The sequence below is a fragment of the Serratia nematodiphila DZ0503SBS1 genome, from assembly GCF_000738675.1.
GTDB classification, from domain to species: Bacteria; Pseudomonadota; Gammaproteobacteria; order Enterobacterales; family Enterobacteriaceae; genus Serratia; species Serratia nematodiphila.
On the sequence record NZ_JPUX01000001.1, the window covers coordinates 1302350 to 1323871 of the forward strand.

The following is a 21522-nucleotide window of genomic DNA, read 5'->3' on the forward strand; positions in this document are numbered from 1 at the left end:
AAAAGGGCGCCTTGCGGGCGCCCTTGATGTATTTGATGCGAAGAAATCAGTGCGTCACGTGACCGTGGCTGCGGTGCTTGGTCACGAAGCCCAGCAGCAGACACATCACGAACACCGCCAGGTACAGGCCGTTGGCGGTAGTCAGCGCCGCGTGCGCGCCGCCTTTCGCCACGATCGGGCCGGTGACCACGAAGGTCAGCATGGTGCCGATGGTGCCGCAGGTCAGGATAAAGTTGACCAGCTTCGGCGAGGAGACCTTGGTCTGCAGCGAGCCGAGGGTGATCAGCGTGGTGTAGATGGCGCTGGAAACGAAGCCCAGGGCCATGATGTAGTAGCCCAGGTGTTCCGGATTGTCGGTGCTGACGAACAGGTACATCGCGCCGGTAGCCAGCGCGGCCAGTACGGTAACGATGCGCTGCAGATCGAAGAAGCGCAGGATGAAGCTGAACACCCACATGCCGACCATGTAAGAGGTCCAGAAGTCGCTCACCAGCTTACCGGCCTGGCCGATGTCCATGTTGAACGACTTGGTGGCGTACTCAGGCACCCACTGAATGAAGCCCAGCTGGCCGAGGATGTAGCACAGCGCGGCGATCGACAGGAACAGCACGCCGACGCCCCATTTTTCTTTCTCGACCGGTTGACCGGCATCGGCGCCTTTCTTGCCCAGCACCGGGAATTCGGAGCACAGGGTCAGCACGAAGATCGCCACGTACAGCAGGCCGATGCAGGCGTAAACCCAGTACCAGCCGATATGGCGAGCCAGCAGCATCGCGGCGACGATCGGGAAGATCATCCCGGCCATGCTGAAGAAGGAATCGGTGAACAACAGGCGCGAACCGCGCTGGCGGCCGGCATACATGTGGGTGATCAGGAAGGTGCCGATCGACATGGTGATACCGCTAACCACGCCAAGGATAAACATGCACAGCGAGAACATGGTCAGGCTCTTGCCGAGCATCAGCCCTGCGACCGCCAGCACCATCAGGACAAAGCCGAAGATCAACTGACGCTTCAGCGGGATGATTTCCATCAGCCAGGCATTGAGGAAGATCGAAATCAAAATACCGGCGTTGAGGAAAGTAAAGGTGTTACTCATGCTGGAAACCGGCAGATTAAAGTACTCTGCAATGTTTCCCATCACCATCCCTGTGACGATCACTAAAGCACCGGTCAGCGCGTACGAAAAGAAGCTGATCCAGGTAAGCCGTATGCGGTTACTGTCATTCATTGTATAGGCCTGAATATGTCTGTTAGAGGTTTTAACGCTGGCATAAGGCCGCTGGCTTTTCCTGGCAAACGCAGAAAAAAGTCCCGATCAGGCCACCAGGGGGCGGATCCTAGCACAGACAACGGGATTTTTTGTGATGGTTGTCGACTTTTTGATGCAACCTATGAAGGGAGGGTACGCATTATTGTGATCTATTTGCGTACCGTCACAATGGAATCACGGTTGACGATCGTCGGTTCAAATTGGTGCGCCGGGGTGGTGGGGTCGATCAGCCTGCGCGCCGCGTATTGGGCCATCTCGCTGATGGGAAAATGTACGCTGCTCAACGCCGGGCGTACAAAAGGCGCGCGTTCGCCGCTGTCGTAACAGATCAAGGAGATATCCTGCGGCACCCGCAGGCGGTGCTCGTTGATCGCCAGCAGCGCGCCGATCGCCATCTCTTCGTTGCAGCAGTAGATGGCGCTGGGCCGTGCGGCTTGCTGCAGCAGGCGATCGGCGCAGCGGTAACCGCTTTCCAGATCGTAAACGCCCTCCAGACAGGCCACCGGCTCGATATTCGCCGCCTGCATCGCCTCTTCAAACCCTTGCAGCCGCAGGCGGCTCGACGGCCGCTCGCGCGGCCCGCTGATGCAGGCGATGCGCCGGTGCCCGGCATCGAGCAACTGCTGGGTCGCCATGCGGCTGGCGAGCGGGTGATCGAAGGTGACGCAGCGGTCTTCCAGCCCCGGCACCAGACGATCGAGCAACACGAAATGACGTTGCTCCGCCGCCAGCTGGCGCAGCCGATCGTCGCTGAGAAAACGCACATGCAGGATCACGCCGTCGCAGCGCAGGCTGAACAGCCGCTGCACCGCCTGCCATTCGTTTTCGGCGCTGTTGCGGCCCTGGGTCACCAGCAGCTGCTTGCCGTGGGATTCGGCCTCGGTTTGCACGAAGTCCATCAGCGCGCCGAAGAAGCCGCCGCGATACGACGTGGTCACCAGCCCGAGGGTATTGCTGTGGCTGGAGGCGAGCGCGCGGGCCGCCGGGTTGGGGGTGTAACCGAGCTGGGCGACAGCGCGTTCAACCTTCTCGCGGGTCGGCGCTTTGACGTTGCTGTCGCCGTTCACTACCCGCGATACGGTGGCGCGCGATACGCCCGCCAGCGCCGCGACATCTTCCAGTGTCACCATCGTCCAACTCCTGATTACGGCTAAAAAAATGGGTTCGGCGCGCCGAACCCCTGTCATACCGCGCGCAGGCGCTTACCTGAACTGCGGCAAATACGGCGCGTTTATTGTCAACACCTCGTCCAGCAACGGCTGCGCCAGGTTGGCGTTGCCCACCAGCGGATTGGCGATCAGCGCCAGCAAGCCGCTGCGGCGATCGCCGTGCACCGCGGCCTCGATGGTCAGGCGTTCGTAGGCTTTCACCTGCTGCGTCAGCGCCTGCATCGGCTCCGACAGCGGGCCGAACGTCAGCGGATGCGCGCCTTGGGCATCGACGATACAGTTGATTTCTATCACAGCATCGCCCGGCAGGCCATGGATTGCGCCGCGGTTTGCGGTGTTGACCACTAATTGCGTGCCGAGATTATTATGGATAGCACGAATCAGCTCCAGCGCAACCTCGGAATAGAAAGAACCGCCGCGGAAGCTGAGCTGTTCCGGTTTCGTGTTCAGCTGCGGATCGGCATACAGCTCGAACAGCTCTTTTTCTACCTGCATCACCTGCTCGGCGCGGGTGCCGCGCTCGCCGGCGGCGGCCATCTCTTCCGCCAGCATCTCGCGGGTCTGGTAAAAATAGCGGTGGTACGGGCAGGGGATCGCGCCGAGCGCGCGCAGGAAGTCCGGCTGCCAGGGCTCTTCCTTGATGTTGTTCATGGTCAGCGCCGCGCCGTCGCACAGCATGTCGATCACTTTGCCGGTGACGTCGCGCCCCTGCTGCGTGACCTGATGCACCCAGACCATGTGGTTCAGGCCGGCGAACCGCAGCTGCACGTCGGCGTAAGGCGCCTGCAGCATGTTGGCGATCATGTGATGCATGCTGATCGGCACGTTGCACAGGCCGATGATCTTCGCTTTGGTAAAGCGAGACACCGCCTCGGTGACGATACCGGCCGGGTTGGTGAAGTTGATGATCCAGGCGTCCGGCGCCAGCTTTTCCACCCGACGGGCGATATCCAGCATCACCGGAATGGTGCGCAGCGCTTTGGCGAAACCGCCGACGCCGGTGGTCTCCTGGCCGAGCAGCTGATATTTGAGGCCCAGCCGTTCGTCGGCGGCGCGCGCCGGCAGTTGCCCGACGCGGAACTGGGTCAGCACGAAAGCGGCGCCGCAAATGGCGTCGTCCAGCGCGAAGTGCACGCTGACCTTCACCTGTTCCAGCCCGTGGCGCGCCAGCATGCGGCGCGTCAGGGCGGCGATGGTTTCCACTTTTTGGCGGCCTGGCTCGACGTCCACCAGCGCCAGTTCGGTGACCGGCAGCTCCTCGATGCGCTGGATCAGCCCATCGACCAGCTCGGGAGTGTAGCTGCTGCCGCCGCCAATCACGGCGATTTTGAGCGTGCTCATGGGCGGCCCTCCGTCAGCGACTGACGGCGATAGAGCTCGATCATGTCGTCGGCCAGATCCTGGATCACCATGGCGTTCATCAGATGATCCTGCGCATGTACCGTGATCAGGTTGATCGCCAGCTTGCCGCAGCCTTCGTCCAGGCCGATCAGCTCGGTCTGGATCAGGTGCGCTTTCTTCACCCACTCTTTGGATTCGGCCATGTGTTTGGCTGCGGCGGCGAAGTCGCCGGCGCGCGCTTGTCGCAACGCCATCAACGCATTGCTGCGCGCGCTGCCGGAGAACACCAGCAGTTCCATGATGGTGCTTTCAAACTCGGGGCTGACTTCAGTCATCAATTCACTCACGTCATTTCTCCAGGGGTTGCGCGGCGATGCCGCCGTGGGATGCTTCAATATCCGTTCTTTTTATAATGAGAGCGCTCTCATTTATATAGAGTAACGACAATGCGTGTGCAAACTGGGAGGCAGATCGCAAAAACCGCCCCGGGGCGGCACGGGGCAAAAAATGCGTGATGCGGTTGGCAAAAAAGCCTTCTGCGCCCATACTTTCCGCAGCAAAATTCAGGGCCGCCTAGGATATGTCCCGTAATTGGGTAAATATAGGTAAATGGCTGGCACTTGCCGATACAGCTCTTTAGAATCAAAGCGCTTTTCCGTTGTTTGTCTCTCAGAGAAAGGACCCGTTAATGTTCAAACGTACTTTAGTGACCTTCGTCGCGCTGTGTTCCCTGTCCGCAGTGGCACCAGCCGCACTCGCCGCCGGTGAAACCCATGTCATGCTGACGACCTCGGCGGGGAATATCGAATTGGCGCTCGACAGCCAGAAGGCACCGGTTTCCACCCAGAACTTTGTCGATTACGTGAACAGCGGGTACTACAACAACACCATTTTCCACCGCGTGATCCCGGGTTTCATGATCCAGGGCGGCGGTTTCACCGCTGACATGCAGCAAAAATCCACCAAGGCGCCGATCAAGAACGAAGCCGACAACGGCCTGCGCAACCTGCGCGGCACCATCTCGATGGCGCGCACCGCCGACAAGGACAGCGCCACCAGCCAGTTCTTCCTGAACGTGGCGGATAACGCCTTCCTGGATCACGGCCAGCGCGACTTCGGCTACGCGGTGTTCGGCAAAGTGGTGAAAGGCATGGACGTCGTGGACAAGATCGCTCAGGTGCCGACCGGCAACGTCGGCCCTTACCAGAATGTGCCGACCAAACCGGTGGTGATTCTGTCGGCCAAGGTGCTGCCGTAAATTTTTTGGCCGATCCCGCCGGGGTCGGCCGTCCTTCCTCCCGAAGCCTTGCCTTCATCACTGTTTTCTCCCGCGCCCCATGCTCTAATCGGCAGACAATAACCAGACCGGAAATCCGGCGTTCGCCCCTTGTTGTCTCTGGATGAGTTGCTGCCATGTATGAATTTAACCAGGTGCTGTTGCTGTTGCAGCAGATGTGCGTCTATCTCGTTATCGCCTATCTGCTGAGCAAAACCCCGCTGTTCATTCCGCTGATGCAGGTGACCATTCGCTTGCCGCACAAGCTGCTGTGCTACGTGATCTTCTCGGTGTTCTGCATCATGGGCACCTACTTCGGGCTGCATATTCAGGATTCGATCGCCAACACCCGTGCGATAGGCGCGGTCCTGGGCGGGCTGCTGGGTGGGCCGTCGGTGGGCTTTCTGGTCGGGCTGACCGGCGGTCTGCACCGGTATACGCTCGGCGGCATGACCGACGTGGCCTGCGCGATCTCCACGGTGTCCGAAGGGCTGGTCGGCGGCATCGTACACAGCATCGCCATGCGCCGGGGGCGCATCGAGCTGCTGTTCAATCCGCTGTTCGTCGGCGGCGTGGCGCTGGTGGCGGAAGTGCTGCAGATGGCGATCATTCTGGCGGTGGCGCGCCCTTATAACGAGGCGTTGCAGCTGGTGGAACACATCGCGCTGCCGATGATGATCGCCAATACCGTCGGCGCGGCGATGTTTATGCAAATCCTGCTGGACAGGCGCGCGATGTTCGAGAAATACACCAGCGCTTTCTCTTCCAAGGCGTTGAAGATCGCCGAGCGCACCGAGGGCATCCTGCGGCAGGGCTTTGATCAGGAAAACAGCATGAAGGTCGCCCGGGTGATTTATCAGGAGCTGGGCATCGGCGCGGTGGCGATCACCGATCGCGACAAGCTGCTGGCGTTTATCGGCATCGGCGACGATCACCACCTGCCGGGCACGCCGATCGCCTCGGTGCATTCGCATCGCGCCATCGACAACAACGAGGTGGTGTACGCCGACGGCAATCAGCTCTCTTACTGCTGCTCGATCAATCCGGCCTGCAAGCTGGGATCGACGCTGGTGATCCCGCTGCGCGGCGAAAACCAGCGGGTCATCGGTACCATCAAGCTGTATGAACCGAAAAGCCAGCTGTTCAGCACCATCAACCGTACGCTGGGCGAAGGCATCGCCAGCCTGCTGTCGGCGCAGATCATGGCCGGACAGTACGAGCGCCACAAGCAGCTGCTGGCGCAGTCGGAGATCAAGCTGCTGCATGCGCAGGTCAATCCGCATTTCCTGTTCAATGCCTTGAATACCCTGGTGGCGGTGATCCGCCGCGATGGCGAGCGCGCCTGCGATCTGGTGCAGTCCCTCTCGACCTTCTTTCGTAAAAACCTCAAACGTTCGGATGACGAAGTCAGCCTGGCGGACGAAATTGAACATGTGAACGCCTACCTGCAGATAGAGAAAGCGCGCTTCGCCGATCGGCTGGAGATTGCGGTATCGCTGCCGGAGGCGCTGCTGGCGGCGCGGCTGCCGGCGTTTTCGCTGCAGCCGATCGTCGAGAATGCCATCAAGCATGGCACCTCGCATCTGTTGGGCGTGGGCCGTATCGAAATCGGCGCCTGCTGCGAAGGCGAGCATCTGCTGTTGCAGGTGACGGACAACGCCGGGCTGTTCCAGCCGAAACCGAACTGCAGCGGGCTGGGGATGAACCTGGTGGATAAACGCATTCGCGTGCGCTATGGCGAAGGCTATGGCGTGCAGGTGGATTGCCGACCGGACGCCTACACCCGCATTACGCTTAATGTCCCTATGGAGAGGGCAGCCTGATGTTAAACGCACTGATTGTTGACGATGAACCTTCCGCACGCGACAACCTGCGCCATCTGTTGGAGGCCGAGGCGGGGATCTCGATTATCGGCGAGTGCGCCAACGCCATCGAAGCTATCAGCCAGATCCATCGGCTGCAGCCGGACGTGGTGTTTCTCGATATCCAGATGCCACGCATCAGCGGGCTGGAAATGGTCGGCATGCTGGATCCCAACCGTATGCCGCACATCGTGTTTCTGACCGCCTACGACGAATACGCGGTGCAGGCGTTCGAGGAGCACGCCTTCGATTATCTGCTGAAGCCGGCGGAGCCGATGCGGTTGAGCAAGACGCTGCAACGCCTGCGGCAGCGCAGTGCGCCGCAGGACGTGGCGGTGCTGGATGAGAGCGCCGGTTACCTGAAATACATTCCCTGCACCGGCCACAGCCGCATCTATCTGCTGCGGTTCGATGAAGTGCTGGCGATCCGTTCCAAGCTGAGCGGGGTATTCGTGGTGCGCCGCGACGGCATGGAGTGTTTCACCGAATTGACGCTGCGCACGCTGGAAAGCCGTACGCCGCTGGTGCGCTGCCATCGGCAGTATCTGGTCAACCTGGAGCAGGTGCGCGAGATCCGCTTCGAAGAGGGCGGCGCGGCAGAGATGATCATGTCCGCCGGCGATCCGGTGCCGGTCAGCCGGCGCTATTTGAAAGCGCTGAAGGAGCAACTGGGGCTGCGGGGATGACTATGCCGGCGGCCACCGGCGGCGAGTATGCACGATGGCCAATATGATGACGCGTTGAGCCGCCCATTCATAGACCAGCAGATAGGACGGAGAGATGACCAACTCGCGCGTGCCGGCTATCCGACCCGTTTTCCCGCTGGTAGGATGATGCACGAGGCGTGCCGCCGCGTCAGCGATTTTTGCATCATTTTCTGCGGCGGCGGCCGGATTTTTAAGTTCCAACCATTCATAAATCGCCAGACGATCGGCGATGGCGGGTACCGTCCATGTCAGTTTCACAAAAGTCCTTTTGTGTTTTATTGCGTTGATTTAGCTCTGCGTTCGGCGAAATAAGCAGCCACCTCTTCATCGTCGGCGAACTTGCCTTCACGCAACGCCTTGCGGCTCACCTCGACCTTTTCCTTTAACCACTGGTCGTACTCTTCCTGCTGCGCCTGGCGGCTGACAAACTCGCGCATGAAATCGCGCAGCAGTTGCGAAGCCGTGCGATCGGCGGCCTTTGCCGCGCTGGCGAAAGCGGTTTTTAACTCGTCATCCACGCGGATTACCACGGTAGATTCAGACATGGTATTTACCTCGTATATACAGCGTAATGCTCACTATAACACTGGTGCTTTATTGTTCAAGCAAAGACGCTCTGACGCTAAGCGCAATCTGAATTCATCAGGCCCCGACGGCGCCCTTTTTGTTTGTCCTTGACGGGGTTACGCGGCGCTTATAGCTTTATTGCATCAACAGGCGCGTTTCGCGCTGCGGTCAGCGTCAAAGGAACAGAAAATGAGTGAACCACGGATTATCGCCAAGGCGATGAAAGACGGAAAACCGGAACAGGATCTGGTGATTTTGCCGGCGTTGGCCAACCGCCACGGCTTGATCACCGGGGCAACCGGCACCGGCAAGACGGTGACGCTGCAGAAAATGGCCGAACAGTTCTCACGCATCGGCGTGCCGGTGTTCCTGTCGGATGTGAAGGGCGATCTGTCCGGCATCGGCGCCGAGGGCGTGCCTTCCGAAAAACTGCAGGCGCGCCTGGCGGCGATTGGCGTCACCGACTGGCAACCGCAGGCCTGCACCATTATCCCGTGGGATATTTACGGTGAAAAGGGTCACCCGATCCGCGCCACCATTTCCGATCTCGGGCCGCTGCTGCTGGGGCGCCTGTTGGATCTGAACGAGGTGCAAAGCGGCGTGCTGCAGCTGGTGTTCAAAATCGCCGATGACAATGCGCTGCTGCTGCTGGACATGAAAGACCTGCGCGCCATGGTGCAGTTCGTCGGCGACAACGCCAAACAATTCCAAACCCAGTACGGCAATATCTCTGCCGCCTCTATCGGCGCCATTCAGCGCGGGTTGTTGACGCTGGAAGAGCAGGGGGCCAACCAGTTCTTCGGCGAGCCGATGCTGGACATCAACGATCTGATGAAAACCGACGCCAACGGCCACGGCGTGATCAATCTGCTGGCGGCGGACAAGCTGATCAATCAGCCGAAGCTGTATTCGGTGTTCCTGCTGTGGCTGCTGGCCGAGCTGTTTGAGCACCTGCCGGAAGTGGGCGACCCTGAACAGCCGAAGCTGGTGTTCTTCTTCGATGAGGCGCACCTGCTGTTCAACGATGCGCCGGCGGCGCTGCTGACCAAGATTGAACAGGTGGTGCGTCTGATCCGCTCCAAAGGCGTCGGCATTTACTTCGTCACCCAGAACCCGCTGGACATCCCGGACAGCGTGCTGGGCCAGTTGGGCAACCGCGTGCAGCATGCGCTGCGCGCCTTTACCCCGCGCGATCAGAAGGCGGTGAAGACGGCGGCGCAAACCCTGCGCGCCAACCCGGCCTTCGATGCCGAAACGGCGATCACCGAGCTGGGCGTGGGCGAAGCGCTGGTGTCATTCCTCGACGAAAAGGGCCGGCCGAACGTGGTGGAGCGTGCGATGGTCATCGCGCCGGAATCCAAAATGGGCATGCTCGGCGCGGAAGGGCTGAACAGCGCGATCAACAAGTCGCCGCTGTATGGCCGCTATGAGGACATGATTGACCGCGAGTCCGCCTACGAGAAGCTGTCGTCGGGTGGCTTCGCCACCATCGGCACCCCGCAGCAGGGGCAACAACCGCAGACGCAACAGCAACAACAGCAGGCGGGCGGCGGCCTGATGGATGGTTTGAACGAGCTGTTGTTCGGTTCCACCGGCCCGCGCGGCGGCAAACGCGACGGCATCGTCCAGACCGCCGCCAAGAGCATGGCGCGCGATCTCGGCCGCCAGATCCTGCGCGGCGTGCTGGGCTCGATCACCGGCGGCCGTAAACGTTGAGATAAACGACTGAGTTCAGAGCGATATTTTGTTATCCTGCCATAGGCTGCGTGGAGCCTATGACAGTAGAATTCTGATATGCGGATCAGAGTTGGAGGTACAATGAAAATCAATCAAATTTCCTTAGCAAATTACCGATGCTTCGCACAAGGAACATTCCAATTCCATCCAGAATTCAATCTTATTGTTGGTGTGAATGGCACAGGCAAGACGGCCTTGTTGGAGGCGCTCTCTGTGGCACTTTCAACCTGGCTATTGGGCTTCCGGAATAAACCTGATAATAGCTCGTTGTCTAAAGACGATGCTCGTCTCAGCTATCAGGAAATTGATGGTAGAGTGAAAACAACCCAGCATTGGCCAATAACCATTGGCGCGCGTGGTACTGTGTTTGAGCAGAATATCGGTTGGGAAAGATCGAAAGAGAGTGAGAGCGGTAAAGTTCGTCATGGTAAAGCCGGTGATTTGATATCGATAGCCAAAGAGGCAGATAAAAAGCTTCGAGGTAGCGAGACTGTTACCCTCCCCCTGGTGGCTTATTATGGCACCATGCGTTTATGGCAAGAACCCCGTAGGCTGAAACAGGAAAGTACTATTCATGGGCCTGGCGCTTTAAGCCAGCAAGAGAAAACGAGTCGGTTAACGGGCTATCGCCATAGTGTGGATCCCAGGATTTCTGTACGTAACCTGGTGAGTTGGTTTGCTAAAGAATCTTGGGTTACCTTTCAAAATAGCGGTGAGGAATCAGTCAGTCTTCAGGTGGTTCGTGATGCCATTTTAAGCTGTGTGGATGGCGCTCAAAGATTATTTTTTGATGCCAAGCGTGGTGAGTTACTTTTTGATATTACTGCACATGCAATTCAGCCCTTTGCTAATTTAAGCGATGGGCAGCGCTGTATGCTGGCCTTGGTCGCCGATCTTGCCCAAAAGGCTGTCGGGTTGAATCCCCATCTTGGCTCTGATGTGCTAAGAGAGACTTCTGGCGTTGTTTTAGTCGATGAGTTGGATCTACATCTGCACCCCAAATGGCAGCGCCGGGTGATCGAGGATTTACGTCGCACATTTCCATCGATCCAATTTATATGTACGACTCATTCCCCATTCTTGATTCAATCATTGCGCTCTGGTGAAGAGTTATTGATGCTAGATGGTCAGCCTACTGCAGAACTTAATAATAAAACATTGGCAGATATTGCCGAAGGGATTATGGGGGTTGATGACTCAGAAACCAGTATTCGCTATGCGGAAATGAAAGAAACGGCCAAAAAATATCTGACCATGCTGGATGAGGCTGAATTGGCGCCGGCGGCGAAACTGGAGAAATTTAAACGGCGTTTATCAGATAGCATAGCGCCTTATGCGGATAACCCTGCTTACCAAGCATTTCTCGAGATGAAACGTGCCGCTAAATTAGGGGAGTAACAATGCGTCCGGTAAGAAAAGGAGTTTCGCCCAATGATAACATTGATTTTGATGATTACAAAAAAGCTTTTCCTCACCTGGTCGGGCGTATCGGCAGTTATTGCAGTTACTGTGAACGCCGTATCGCTACCAATTTAGCGGTTGAACATATTCAGCCAAAAGATGGTCAATATGGACATCCGGGGCTGACAGGCAGATGGAGTAATTTCTTGCTGGCCTGCGTAAATTGTAATTCTACCAAAGGTGCCAAGGAGGTCATTCTCGCAAACTTGTTGCTACCGGACAGGGATAATACGTTCTTCGCGTATGTCTATTCTGCTGATGGTAAGGTGGCTCCTGCAACGCAACTTTCCCCAGAACAACAGGTGATGGCCCAAAAAACATTGTCCCTTACTGGGTTGGATAAGAAGATCAGCCAGATCCTTGATGAGAATGGCAAGGCTGTTGCTCTAGACCGGGAAAGCCAGCGCATGCAGGTATGGGGACAGGCGCAAACTGCGTTGGCAGATGTTAACTCTGCCCCAGATAATGAGCGTTTGAAGCACTGGATCATTGAAGCCGCCAAGGCGACGGGTTTCTTTAGCATTTGGGTTACCGTATTTGCTGGCAACCCTGATATGTGTCTGCGTTTTATCGCGGCGTTTGAGGGAACGGCTGAAAGTGGGTGCTTTGACGCTGCAGGCATCCCTGTCGTGCCGTCACAGAACCCTGACGGATGGCAGAGTGGCGCTAAAGCGTGAGCCATTCTGGCGGCATGCTGGGAAAAGTAAGCGGAAATTATCGTCGGCAGCGGCGGGTTAAATCAGTAAACTATGGCGGCGTTTTTCTCTGCCGGACCTGACATGCTGCTGCTGATCGATAACTACGACTCCTTTACCTATAACCTTTACCAGTACTTCTGCGAGTTGGGCGCCGAGGTGGTGGTGAAGCGCAACGATGAGCTGCAGCTGGCCGATATCGAGCGGCTGGCGCCGCAGCATCTGGTGATTTCCCCCGGCCCCTGCACCCCGAACGAAGCGGGTATCTCGCTGGCCGCCATTCGTCATTTCGCCGGCAAACTGCCGATCCTTGGCGTGTGCCTGGGGCACCAGGCGCTGGGGCAGGCGTTCGGCGCCGAGGTGGTGCGCGCCCGCGCGGTGATGCACGGTAAAACTTCGGCCATTCGCCATCTGGGCGTCGGCGTGTTTCGCGGCCTGAACGATCCGCTGACCGTGACCCGCTATCACTCGCTGGTGCTGAAAGCCGATACGCTGCCGGACTGTTTTGAAGTGACCGCCTGGAGCGAACGCGACGGCGTGCGCGACGAGATCATGGGCATCCGCCACCGCGCTTTGGCGTTGGAAGGGGTGCAGTTCCATCCGGAAAGCGTGCTCAGCGAGCAGGGCCATCAGCTGCTGGATAACTTCCTCAACCGTTAATCCCGATGCGTTTTTTTCGCTCGTCAGGCGTTTTGCGTTTGCGCTTGATTGGTTTTTTATGCATATTTCGTGATTATGTTTTCAATCTAATATTACGATAGCGCTGAAAAACCTTCAGGGTGGAGCCGAAAATGACTGAAAAATCCGCAGTGAGCCGCAGCACCTTTGACCAGGTGATCCTGCCTGTTTATGCACCGGCCCAGTTTGTGCCGGTGCGCGGCCAAGGCAGCCGGGTCTGGGATCAGCAGGGAAAAGAGTACATCGATTTTTCCGGCGGCATCGCGGTGACGGCGCTGGGGCACTGCCATCCGGCGCTGGTCGAGGCGCTCAAACGTCAGGGTGAGACTCTGTGGCATACCAGCAACGTCTTTACCAATGAACCGGCGCTGCGCCTGGCGAGCAAACTGATCGACGCCACCTTCGCCGATCGGGTGTTCTTCGCCAACTCCGGCGCAGAGGCCAACGAAGCGGCGTTCAAACTGGCGCGTCATTACGCCATCACCCGCCACAGCCCCTATAAAACCAAAATCATCGCTTTCTATAACGCGTTCCACGGCCGCACGCTGTTCACCGTGTCGGTGGGCGGGCAGGCCAAATATTCCGACGGGTTCGGGCCGAAGCCGGCCGACATCGTGCACGTGCCGTTCAACGATCTGGCGGCGGTGAAAGCGGTGATGGACGACCACACCTGCGCGGTGGTGATGGAGCCGATTCAGGGCGAGGGCGGCATTACGCCGGTCGACGCCGGCTTCCTCAAAGGCGTGCGCAAACTGTGCGACCAACATCAGGCGCTGCTGGTGTTCGACGAAGTGCAAAGCGGCATGGGGCGCAGCGGCAAGCTGTTCGCCTATATGCATTATGGCGTGACGCCGGACATTCTCACCACCGCCAAGGCGCTGGGCGGCGGCTTCCCGGTGAGCGCCATGCTGACCACCGAAGAGATTGCGTCGGTGATGCAGGTGGGCACCCACGGCACTACCTACGGCGGCAACCCGCTGGCCTGCGCGGTGGCGGAGGCGGCGTTGGATGTGATCAATACGCCGGAAGTGCTGAGCGGCATCGAACAGCGCCACGCGCTGTATGTGCAGGCTTTGCAGGATATCGGCGATAAATACGGTATTTTCACCGCCATTCGCGGCATGGGGTTACTGCTCGGCGCCGAGCTGACGCCGCATTATCACGGCAGAGCGCGCGATTTCCTCACCGCCGCCGCCGCGCGTGGGCTGATGATCCTCAATGCTGGGCCGAACGTGATCCGTTTCGCGCCGTCGCTGGTGGTGGAGCTGCAGGACATCGAGGCCGGCATGGTGCTGTTCGAGCTGGCGGTGCAGGATGTGATCAACGCCTGAAGCCCGTGCGGCGAATAACGGGGCGCGGCATGCCGCGCCCTTATTGATCGCGCAGTTTGCGCTTGAGCCAGATGCCGTGGTGCGGGCGCTGGCGCCAGGCCAGCGACGAAATGGTGTGCATCACGCTCAGGTGCGACAAAATGCGCCGCAAATGACGTTCCATCTCGGTGACGGGCATGTCCGGATGCAGATCCGGCGGCTGCATGATGCCGCTGTTGTCACTGCTCGGGCCGTCGTATTCCAACCGCTGCTGGCAGCTTTGCAGCGCAATTTCACAGGTTTGCAGATAGGCTTGCGCCAGTTTCGGCGTCAGCATGTAGTGCTCGCGCGCCAAAATGGTCATGGCGTTCAGGTGTTCGACGATGAACTGGCTGTGCGTGACCCACAGCCGCATGTCCGCCAGATAATTCGACGCGAACCCCGGCTCCTGCATCGCCTGATTGAGCGAGGTGAACAGCGCGTTGTGCGCCTGGTTGACCTGCATGCGGGTATAGGCCAACGCGGTGGCATCCGGTTCCGGCTGCTTCAGCATCAGCCGCAGCGCGGCTTGATCGTTCTCCAGCGCCTGATGGGCATTCTTGCGCAGCAGCCCGCTTTGCCACTGCGGCCACAGCCAAATGGTGCCGCCGAACGCCAGCACGCAGCCTATCAGCGTATCGATCAGACGAGGCACCAAAAAATGCGAGCCGTTCAGCGCCAGCAGCTGCAGGGTGTAAACCGCCGTGACCGTAAAGCCAATCACCGACAGCCCGTAGTTCTTGCGCGAAACCAGGTAGGCCAGCAGCGTGATCACCAGCATGATGCTCAGCGTTTCTCCTTCCGGCAGCTGCAGCTGCAACAGACCGGCCGCCAGCAATAGCCCGGCAATCGTGCCCAGCGCACGGTGCTGAATACGCACCCGGGTGGCGTTATACCCGTTTTGGCTCACCAGCATGATGGTGAGCAGGATCCAGTAAGGCTTCGGCAGGTTGAAGACCGCACCCAGGCTGCTGCCGACCGCCAGCGTCACCCCCAGCCGTGCGGCGTTGCGCAGGGCGGTGGATTTGAACGACAGGTAGCTGGCCAGCGCCGGCCAAAACGGCAGGCGGTGCTGGCCGGGCATCAGATCGCGGCGATACAGCGGATGCTGGGTGCGCAGCAGGCGGGCGATGCGGCTGAAGTGGTAATAACAAAACTGGCCGACCGGGTTATCGGGATGCTGCGCCGCCATTTTTTCCAGCGCCGCCAGTTCGTGGCTCATGGAGAAGCGCTTCGAATGTTGATGGTAGAGAATATCGTGCGCCACCACGCGCAGCCGGCCGGCGATCACCTGAGCGTTGCGGCGAATGATCGCTTCGGCCTGGCTCTGCTCCACCAGTTTTTGCACTTCCTCCGGCAGATGCAGGCTGACGGTGATGTGCTCCTGCAGATCCATCGCTACCTGAAAGGCGCGCTGCAGGCGCTTTTGTTCGAGGTTGTTGGCATGCGGCAGGAAATTGAGCTGTTGGTATAAAAGGCTGATCAGATCCATCACCTTTTGTTGGCGTACCAGCAGCGGCGGCAGCGCGGTTTGCGGATCGGTGTGCTGGGTCAGCAACGAGTATTTGGCTTCGAAATAGTCCGCCAGCTCCAGATAGAGCTGGCTGAGCGTCTCGCGCATTGGCTGTTCTTTCCACAGCTTGAACCAGAACCAGGTGAATAAGCCGTACCAGACGGTGCCGATCGCGTACAGCAGCGGCGCCTGCCAGAGGGGTACCGTGCCGGCCGTGCTGAGGGCGAAAATGGCGGCCACCAGCGCCGCCGGCAACAGCCGGGCGTGCAGCGGGCTGATTTCGCCGGTGACGCCGAGCAGCAGCGCCAGGCCCAGCATCAGCGCCGGCAGCGGCACGTGCCACAGCAGTGCCTGTTGCAGCAGCACGCTGCTGAAGGCGAACAGCGAGCCGCCGACGATCAGCCGTTTAAAGAAGCGCTTATGCGGCGTGTCCAGACCGGCGATATTGCAGCAGGCGGGCACCAGAGAGAACATCAGGCCGAGCTGCAGCTGGCCAATTAATAAGCCGAACAGCACCGGCAGGCACAACACCAGCGTTTGTCGCAGTGCGTAGTTGATTTCCGGGTGGTAGATCAGGCGGCGCCACATGGCAGAGAGCAGATAAAAAAACGGCGCAGACTGCGCCGTTTCTTCGGGGATTAACGGGTGCCGTAGACGACAATGGTTTTGCCGTGGGCGGAAATCAGGTTTTGATCTTCCAGCATTTTCAGAATACGGCCAACGGTTTCACGCGAGCAGCCGACGATCTGGCCGATCTCCTGACGGGTGATCTTGATCTGCATGCCGTCCGGGTGAGTCATGGCGTCAGGTTGCTTCGCCAGATTCAGCAGGGTTTGCGCGATGCGGCCGGTCACGTCCAGGAAGGCGAGGTTGCCCACTTTTTCGGAGGTGACCTGCAGGCGGCTCGCCATTTGGGCGGACAGACGCATCAGGATGTCCGGGTTCACCTGGATCAGCTGGCGGAATTTCTTGTAGGAAATTTCGGCCACTTCACAGGCGGTTTTCGCGCGAACCCAGGCGCTGCGCTCCTGGCCTTCTTCGAACAATCCGAGCTCGCCGATGAAATCCCCCTGGTTGAGGTAGGACAGGATCATCTCTTTACCTTCTTCATCCTTGATCAGCACCGCGACGGAGCCTTTCACGATGTAGTAAAGCGTTTCGGCCTTTTCACCTTGGTGAATCAGCGTACTCTTCGATGGATATTTGTGGATATGGCAATGAGACAGGAACCATTCGAGAGTAGGGTCTGTTTGCGGTTTGCCGAGAACCATTCGCTGTTATCCTCTGTTGTTATCGCTGCCTTGTGTCACAGGGGTCAGAGTTCCCTGTAAAACCCGCCTGTAGCCGCAGTCATGAGCGAGGGCTACCGGCAAGTTTTGAGGCGTGTCATAAAAATACGCTGTCGCTCTAGCATATTAACTTGCCGTAAGCGCTGCAAGCTACATTCTGTTAACATACCGGTAAAGGAGCCTTTCTCTGGGCGTTTCCCTGAAATTCAGTGTCCCGGAAAGATTTATTGCGGCTCTGTTTGTAGCACAGAGTAAGGCGGGTGTCTCGTGTTGTCTCGCTTCAGCATGATTAGCATCAGGTTACGTTGCCTGTTTCTATGCGAAAGCGTACTCTGATTTTAAGAAATCAACCGGAGTGACCAGAATGCAGGCAAGAGTTAAGTGGGTGGAAGGGTTAACGTTTTTGGGTGAATCGGCCTCCGGCCACCAGGTGCTGATGGACGGCAATGCCGGTGATAAAGCGCCCAGCCCGATGGAGATGGTGCTGATGTCGGTGGGTGGCTGCAGCGCGATCGACGTGGTATCCATTCTGCAAAAGGGGCGCAACGACGTGCGCGACTGCGAGGTGAAGCTGACCTCCGAGCGCCGCGAAGAAGCCCCGCGGTTGTTCACCCATATCAACCTGCACTTCATCGTGACCGGCCAGGATCTGACCGACAAGATCGTCGAACGTGCGGTGAACCTGTCGGCGGAGAAATACTGTTCGGTGGCGCTGATGCTCAACAAGGCCGCCACGGTAACCCACAGCTTCGAGATCCGCCAACCGGCGTAATTGAGGCGGAGCGCGGCCGGCGCCGCGCTCAACGCATTTATTCGATCTTCTTGCCTTCCAGCAACCGTTGCACCAGCGGCGCCATGATCAGCTCCATCGCCAGCCCCATTTTGCCGCCCGGCACCACTAACGTATTGATGTGCGAGATAAACGATCCCTGCAGCATCGCCAGCAAGTAGGGGAAGTCGATCTGGTCCAGGCCGCGGAAGTGGATCACCACGAAGCTTTCATCCAGTGAGGGAATGGCCTTGGCGGCGAACGGGTTGGAGGTGTCCACCGTCGGCACGCGCTGGAAGTTGATGTGGGTGCGCGAGAATTGCGGCGTAATGTAGTTGATGTAGTCTTCCATCGAGCGCACCACCGAATCCATCACCGCTTCGCGGGAATGGCCGCGTTCGCCGGTATCGCGGATCAGCTTCTGGATCCATTCCAGGTTGACGATCGGCACCACGCCGACCAGCAGATCGACGTGTTTGGCCACGTCATGGTGCTCGGTGACCACGCCGCCGTGCAGCCCCTCGTAGAACAGCACGTCGGTCGGCGCCGGCAGCGGCTCCCACGGGGTGAAGGTGCCCGGCACCTGATTGTAGGGCACCGCTTCGTCGTAGGTGTGCAGATACTTGCGCGAACGGCCGGTGCCGTTTTTGCCGTAGTCGATAAAGCTCTGCTGCAGCAGGCCGAAGTCGTTGGCCTCGGGGCCGAAATAGCTGATGTGTCTGCCCAGATCGCGCGCCTTGCGGATCGCCGCGTCCATTTCCGGCCGGGTATAGCGGTGGAAGCTGTCGCCCTCCAGTTCGGCGGCGCGGATATTGAGCTGCTGGAAGATTTTACGGAACGCCACGCTGGTGGTGGTGGTGCCGGCGCCGCTGGAACCGGTCACCGCGATAACGGGATGTTTGGCAGACATGATGGTTGTCACTCCGTGTTGAATGCGCCGGCGTCAGGGGATTATTGTGGCTCTTGTTGACGCTCTCTATGTCAGGAAAAAATGGTGCGCGCTGGTTTGCAATGTCCCATTGTTACCTGATTTTTTCCGTCAGTCATAGAACCGGGCGCCACTAAATTTCTTCCTGCCCGGCGCGGAATTGGCCGCGCGGCATGATGTTGACGCTCTCATGCAGTTCCGACCACACCAGCACCACTTCGCCGTTTTTCAGCTGGCGGCGCACGTCCTCCACCTTCTGCTCCAGCGAGCGTTCGTGTTCGCCGTAATCGGTGCCTTCGCGCAGCACAAAGGATTCGATCAGGCTGTTCAGGGTGTCGGTTGCCAGTTCTTGCCAGGGAATAATCACGTCGGAATGTCCAGATAAGGGGAAAGCCAGGCCGGAATGCGATGCTCCAGCCACATGTGCGGTTTTTTCAGCGTGCCGCCGACGAAGCCGACGTGGCCGCCGAACTCAGTCAGCTGATATTCGATATTGCGCGGCAGGCCGGCGACGTCGGGGATCACCTCAGGGGTCATGAAAGGGTCGTCCTTCGCATGGATGATCAGCAGCGGCGTCTGGATAGACGGCAACAGCGGCAGGGCGCTGCAGCGGCGATAATAGTCGGTGGCGTCGCTGAAGCCGTGAATGCGCGAGGTGATGGCGTCGTCGAATTCGCGGATGCGTCGCAACCCGTTCAGCTGTGACAGTTTGAGCGGCAGAGTGTCCGGGTAGTGCAACAGCTTGCGGGTGGCGTTTTGTTTCAGCTGCCCCAGCAGGTAGCGCTGATAAACGCGGGAGAAGCCTTGCTCCATGCGGTAGGCGCAGGGTTCCAGCATCAGCGGCGCCGAGACTACCACCGCCGCCTGCAGCAGGCTGTCGGCGCCTTGTTGCGCCAGATAGCAGGCCAGCATGTTGCCGCCGAGCGAAACGCCTACCGCCGCGGTCGGCACCTCGCCGTAGCTATCGCGCAGCCAGCGCAGAAAGAAGCGCGCGTCTTCGGTTTCACCGGAGTGGTAGATACGCTGCTTGCGGTTGGGCACGCCGCTGCAGCCGCGAAAGTGCATCACCACACCGAGCCAGCCGCGCTCGCGCCAGGCGTTGAGCAGGCCATGCGCGTAGGGGCTGTAGAAGCTGCCTTCCAGGCCATGAAACAGCACCGCGCGCGGCTTGTCGCGCGCCTGCGCCGGATCCTCGCTCCAGGCGAGATCGACGAAATCGCCGTCGGGCAATTCCAGCCGTTGCCAATGCGGTTTCAATAACACGCGGCGGCGCACCAGCCGCGGCAACAGCGTTTGCAGGTGCGGGTTACTGGCCCCTGTCAGAGGGCGAAAGGTGTTAGGCATAGGCTGAGTAAAATGTTGTGGGCGGCTATTGTGAGATCCCTAGCGCACTGTTAGCTTCAATACCAAGAATTATCAATGATACTGCAAAAAAGCGCCTTGGGTGAGGAGCACCCGTGCCATGGAACCGAGTTTATTCCTTTCGATGCTGGGCTTCCTGTGGGTCGCCGCCATCACGCCTGGCCCCAATAATCTGCTGCTGACCACCTCCGGCGCTAACTTCGGCTTTATGCGATCGCTGTGGCTGATGGTCGGCATCATGCTCGGCATGCAAAGCATCTTGCTGCTGGTGGCGTTCGGCGTCGGCAGCCTGATCCTGGTCTACCCGTCGCTGCACCTGATCCTGAAAATCCTCGGCAGCCTGTACCTGCTGTGGCTGGCGTGGAAAGTCGCCACAGCCGCCTATGAAAAGCTGGAAACCGACGTGGCGCCACCGCAGCCGGTGCGGTTGTATCAGGGCTGGCTGCTGCAGTTCCTCAACCCGAAAGCCTGGCTGATGGCGCTTGGGGCGGTGGCGAGCTTCAGCCTGGCGGGCGATAAGTACAACGGTTCCATTGCGGCGATCGCGCTGGGCATTGTGGTGGTGAACATCGTCGCCGGCATTATCTGGCTGGCGTTCGGCACCCTGATTGGCCGCCTGCTGCGCAGTAAAAAGGCCTGGGTTATCTTCAACGTTTCCATGGGGTTGTTGACTGCAGCCTGTGTGTTACTGATCTGGCATTAAGGAGTGAACGATGGCGGAAAACTATTATCACGTGGTTGCCTTTACCGGCGAAGGGTTGCGCGGCAACCCGGCCGGGGTCTGCCTGCTGACGCAGCCGCTGCCGGCGGAGCGGCTGCAGGCGATCGCTAACGAGATCGGCCTGTCGGAAACCAGCTTTGTCTGGGATGACGGTGACATGACCGCCATCCGCTGGTTTACCCCGGAACGCGAGGTCGATCTTTGCGGCCACGGCACCCTGGCGGCGGCGCATGTGATGTTCAGCGCGGTTAACCCGGCGCTGAAGGATATTCGCTTCAGATCGGCCGGCGGCGAGCTGTTCGTCAAGCGCGATGAGCGGGACGGGGAGCAGCTGGTGCTTGATTTCCCCGCCAGGCCGCCGCAGAAAGTCGCCGAACCGGCGGGCCTTGCGGCGCTGCTGGGCGTGCAGCCGCAGGAAGTGTGGCAGGCGAAAGCGCTGCTGGTGGTGCTTGAAAACGAGGCGCAGGTGCGCGCGCTGCGGCCGGACATCCCGGCGCTGATCGCATTGGCCGGCCGCGCGGTGATCGTCACCGCGCCGGGTGACACCGTGGACTTCGTTTCGCGCTATTTCACGCTCGACGGCGGTGAAGACCCGGTCACCGGCTCCGCGCACTGCACGCTGATGCCTTACTGGGCGGCGCGTCTCGGCCGCCATCGGTTGCACGCCCGGCAGATTTCGGCGCGTGGCGGCGAGCTGTTCTGCGAACTGCAAGGGGACCGCACGCTGCTGGGCGGCTACGCTCATGTGTTCTTGCACGGGACGATCGCGCTGTGATCCGCTTTAATATTACCTAAGGTAATAAAGAAGACTTTTTTATTCTTTTA

22 protein-coding genes are annotated in these 21522 nt (G+C 59.1%); 11 read left to right on the forward strand and 11 right to left on the reverse strand.

The window, feature by feature from the left end:
• Nucleotides 1–46: 46 nt before the first annotated feature.
• The 4 genes from tsgA to JL05_RS05885 form a co-directional block, all read right to left on the reverse strand.
• Nucleotides 47–1231, reverse strand: a complete 1185-nt coding sequence (gene tsgA / locus JL05_RS05870) for an MFS transporter TsgA (protein ID WP_033631923.1) — start codon at nt 1229–1231, stop codon at nt 47–49.
• 191 nt (nt 1232–1422) lie between these two features.
• Nucleotides 1423–2403: a LacI family DNA-binding transcriptional regulator gene (locus tag JL05_RS05875; RefSeq protein ID WP_004930339.1), complete on the reverse strand. Its 981-nt coding sequence runs from the start codon at nt 2401–2403 to the stop codon at nt 1423–1425.
• 72 nt (nt 2404–2475) lie between these two features.
• Nucleotides 2476–3783, reverse strand: a complete 1308-nt coding sequence (locus JL05_RS05880) for a 6-phospho-beta-glucosidase (RefSeq protein ID WP_033631924.1) — start codon at nt 3781–3783, stop codon at nt 2476–2478.
• A complete protein-coding gene (locus tag JL05_RS05885) occupies nt 3780–4118 on the reverse strand; it encodes a PTS lactose/cellobiose transporter subunit IIA (protein ID WP_004930342.1) in 339 nt (112 codons plus the stop codon). Before JL05_RS05885 ends, JL05_RS05880 begins: the two co-directional genes overlap by 4 nt.
• A 353-nt stretch (nt 4119–4471) precedes the next feature.
• On the opposite strand from JL05_RS05885, the gene ppiA reads away from it, so the two are divergent.
• From ppiA to btsR, 3 genes are all read left to right on the forward strand, one after another.
• On the forward strand, nt 4472–5041 hold the full coding sequence (gene ppiA / locus JL05_RS05895) for a peptidylprolyl isomerase A (protein ID WP_015379288.1): 570 nt from the start codon (nt 4472–4474) through the stop codon (nt 5039–5041).
• 155 nt (nt 5042–5196) lie between these two features.
• Complete coding sequence (locus JL05_RS05900; protein WP_004930349.1) at nt 5197–6882, forward strand: sensor histidine kinase; 1686 nt, start codon at nt 5197–5199, stop codon at nt 6880–6882.
• Nucleotides 6882–7607, forward strand: coding sequence for a two-component system response regulator BtsR (gene btsR / locus JL05_RS05905; protein ID WP_033631927.1), 726 nt, complete (start codon nt 6882–6884; stop codon nt 7605–7607). The genes JL05_RS05900 and btsR overlap by 1 nt, the downstream gene beginning before the upstream one ends.
• On the opposite strand, the gene JL05_RS05910 is transcribed toward btsR, so the two are convergent.
• Both JL05_RS05910 and JL05_RS05915 read right to left on the reverse strand, forming a co-directional pair.
• On the reverse strand, nt 7608–7886 hold the full coding sequence (locus tag JL05_RS05910; RefSeq protein WP_033631928.1) for a type II toxin-antitoxin system RelE/ParE family toxin: 279 nt from the start codon (nt 7884–7886) through the stop codon (nt 7608–7610).
• A 17-nt stretch (nt 7887–7903) separates the two neighbouring features.
• Nucleotides 7904–8173 (reverse strand): hypothetical protein, encoded by a 270-nt coding sequence (locus JL05_RS05915; RefSeq protein WP_004930356.1) that lies wholly within the window; start codon nt 8171–8173, stop codon nt 7904–7906.
• Nucleotides 8174–8384: 211 nt separating this feature from the next.
• On the opposite strand from JL05_RS05915, the gene JL05_RS05920 reads away from it, so the two are divergent.
• From JL05_RS05920 to argD, 5 genes are all read left to right on the forward strand, one after another.
• Entirely contained in the window at nt 8385–9911 is a 1527-nt protein-coding gene (locus JL05_RS05920) for a helicase HerA-like domain-containing protein (RefSeq protein ID WP_033631929.1), read from the forward strand.
• Between the two features lie 102 nt (nt 9912–10013).
• Entirely contained in the window at nt 10014–11330 is a 1317-nt protein-coding gene (locus JL05_RS05925; RefSeq protein WP_033631930.1) for an AAA family ATPase, read from the forward strand.
• A 2-nt stretch (nt 11331–11332) separates the two neighbouring features.
• A complete protein-coding gene (locus JL05_RS05930) occupies nt 11333–12070 on the forward strand; it encodes an HNH endonuclease (RefSeq protein WP_033631931.1) in 738 nt (245 codons plus the stop codon).
• 102 nt (nt 12071–12172) lie between these two features.
• A complete protein-coding gene (locus JL05_RS05935) occupies nt 12173–12748 on the forward strand; it encodes an aminodeoxychorismate synthase component II (protein WP_033631932.1) in 576 nt (191 codons plus the stop codon).
• 131 nt (nt 12749–12879) lie between these two features.
• On the forward strand, nt 12880–14097 hold the full coding sequence (gene argD / locus JL05_RS05940; RefSeq protein WP_033631933.1) for a bifunctional acetylornithine/succinyldiaminopimelate transaminase: 1218 nt from the start codon (nt 12880–12882) through the stop codon (nt 14095–14097).
• Nucleotides 14098–14137: 40 nt separating this feature from the next.
• On the opposite strand, the gene JL05_RS05945 is transcribed toward argD, so the two are convergent.
• A complete protein-coding gene (locus JL05_RS05945) occupies nt 14138–16216 on the reverse strand; it encodes a YccS/YhfK family putative transporter (RefSeq protein WP_033631934.1) in 2079 nt (692 codons plus the stop codon).
• 50 nt (nt 16217–16266) lie between these two features.
• Entirely contained in the window at nt 16267–16899 is a 633-nt protein-coding gene (crp, locus tag JL05_RS05950; RefSeq protein ID WP_004090925.1) for a cAMP-activated global transcriptional regulator CRP, read from the reverse strand.
• A 382-nt stretch (nt 16900–17281) separates the two neighbouring features.
• Here crp and JL05_RS05955 point away from each other — a divergent pair, with 382 nt between their 5' ends.
• Complete coding sequence (locus JL05_RS05955) at nt 17282–17689, forward strand: OsmC family protein (RefSeq protein WP_004930372.1); 408 nt, start codon at nt 17282–17284, stop codon at nt 17687–17689.
• A gap of 37 nt (nt 17690–17726) precedes the next feature.
• Here the strand turns inward: JL05_RS05955 and JL05_RS05960 are convergent, their stop codons facing one another.
• The 3 genes from JL05_RS05960 to JL05_RS05970 form a co-directional block, all read right to left on the reverse strand.
• Entirely contained in the window at nt 17727–18596 is an 870-nt protein-coding gene (locus tag JL05_RS05960) for a phosphoribulokinase (RefSeq protein WP_004930374.1), read from the reverse strand.
• A 151-nt stretch (nt 18597–18747) separates the two neighbouring features.
• The gene (locus tag JL05_RS05965; protein ID WP_004930376.1) at nt 18748–18981 is read right to left on the reverse strand and encodes a YheU family protein; all 234 of its coding nucleotides are present in this window, start codon (nt 18979–18981) and stop codon (nt 18748–18750) included.
• Nucleotides 18978–19958 carry a hydrolase gene (locus tag JL05_RS05970; protein WP_015379282.1) on the reverse strand — a complete coding sequence of 327 codons (981 nt, stop codon included), beginning with the start codon at nt 19956–19958 and terminating at the stop codon, nt 18978–18980. Before JL05_RS05970 ends, JL05_RS05965 begins: the two co-directional genes overlap by 4 nt.
• A 118-nt stretch (nt 19959–20076) precedes the next feature.
• Between JL05_RS05970 and JL05_RS05975 the strand changes: the two genes are divergently transcribed.
• Both JL05_RS05975 and JL05_RS05980 read left to right on the forward strand, forming a co-directional pair.
• A complete protein-coding gene (locus tag JL05_RS05975; protein ID WP_015379281.1) occupies nt 20077–20679 on the forward strand; it encodes a LysE family translocator in 603 nt (200 codons plus the stop codon).
• Between the two features lie 10 nt (nt 20680–20689).
• The gene (locus JL05_RS05980) at nt 20690–21472 is read left to right on the forward strand and encodes a PhzF family phenazine biosynthesis protein (RefSeq protein WP_033631935.1); all 783 of its coding nucleotides are present in this window, start codon (nt 20690–20692) and stop codon (nt 21470–21472) included.
• Nucleotides 21473–21522 lie beyond the last annotated feature (50 nt).

What these genes read in the sequence shown, in the direction of transcription:
- JL05_RS05975 (WP_015379281.1), top strand. Translation starts at nt 20,077, where the DNA reads ATGGAACCGAGTTTATTCCTTTCGATGCTGGGCTTCCTGTGGGTCGCC.
- JL05_RS05925 (WP_033631930.1), top strand. Translation starts at nt 10,014, where the DNA reads ATGAAAATCAATCAAATTTCCTTAGCAAATTACCGATGCTTCGCACAA.
- ppiA (WP_015379288.1), top strand. Translation starts at nt 4,472, where the DNA reads ATGTTCAAACGTACTTTAGTGACCTTCGTCGCGCTGTGTTCCCTGTCC.
- JL05_RS05945 (WP_033631934.1), bottom strand. Translation starts at nt 16,216, where the DNA reads ATGTGGCGCCGCCTGATCTACCACCCGGAAATCAACTACGCACTGCGA.
- JL05_RS05875 (WP_004930339.1), bottom strand. Translation starts at nt 2,403, where the DNA reads ATGGTGACACTGGAAGATGTCGCGGCGCTGGCGGGCGTATCGCGCGCC.
- JL05_RS05885 (WP_004930342.1), bottom strand. Translation starts at nt 4,118, where the DNA reads ATGACTGAAGTCAGCCCCGAGTTTGAAAGCACCATCATGGAACTGCTG.
- JL05_RS05980 (WP_033631935.1), top strand. Translation starts at nt 20,690, where the DNA reads ATGGCGGAAAACTATTATCACGTGGTTGCCTTTACCGGCGAAGGGTTG.
- JL05_RS05900 (WP_004930349.1), top strand. Translation starts at nt 5,197, where the DNA reads ATGTATGAATTTAACCAGGTGCTGTTGCTGTTGCAGCAGATGTGCGTC.
- JL05_RS05960 (WP_004930374.1), bottom strand. Translation starts at nt 18,596, where the DNA reads ATGTCTGCCAAACATCCCGTTATCGCGGTGACCGGTTCCAGCGGCGCC.
- JL05_RS05970 (WP_015379282.1), bottom strand. Translation starts at nt 19,958, where the DNA reads ATGCCTAACACCTTTCGCCCTCTGACAGGGGCCAGTAACCCGCACCTG.
- btsR (WP_033631927.1), top strand. Translation starts at nt 6,882, where the DNA reads ATGTTAAACGCACTGATTGTTGACGATGAACCTTCCGCACGCGACAAC.
- JL05_RS05880 (WP_033631924.1), bottom strand. Translation starts at nt 3,783, where the DNA reads ATGAGCACGCTCAAAATCGCCGTGATTGGCGGCGGCAGCAGCTACACT.
- JL05_RS05935 (WP_033631932.1), top strand. Translation starts at nt 12,173, where the DNA reads ATGCTGCTGCTGATCGATAACTACGACTCCTTTACCTATAACCTTTAC.
- tsgA (WP_033631923.1), bottom strand. Translation starts at nt 1,231, where the DNA reads ATGAATGACAGTAACCGCATACGGCTTACCTGGATCAGCTTCTTTTCG.
- JL05_RS05920 (WP_033631929.1), top strand. Translation starts at nt 8,385, where the DNA reads ATGAGTGAACCACGGATTATCGCCAAGGCGATGAAAGACGGAAAACCG.
- JL05_RS05930 (WP_033631931.1), top strand. Translation starts at nt 11,333, where the DNA reads ATGCGTCCGGTAAGAAAAGGAGTTTCGCCCAATGATAACATTGATTTT.
- JL05_RS05915 (WP_004930356.1), bottom strand. Translation starts at nt 8,173, where the DNA reads ATGTCTGAATCTACCGTGGTAATCCGCGTGGATGACGAGTTAAAAACC.
- argD (WP_033631933.1), top strand. Translation starts at nt 12,880, where the DNA reads ATGACTGAAAAATCCGCAGTGAGCCGCAGCACCTTTGACCAGGTGATC.
- crp (WP_004090925.1), bottom strand. Translation starts at nt 16,899, where the DNA reads ATGGTTCTCGGCAAACCGCAAACAGACCCTACTCTCGAATGGTTCCTG.
- JL05_RS05955 (WP_004930372.1), top strand. Translation starts at nt 17,282, where the DNA reads ATGCAGGCAAGAGTTAAGTGGGTGGAAGGGTTAACGTTTTTGGGTGAA.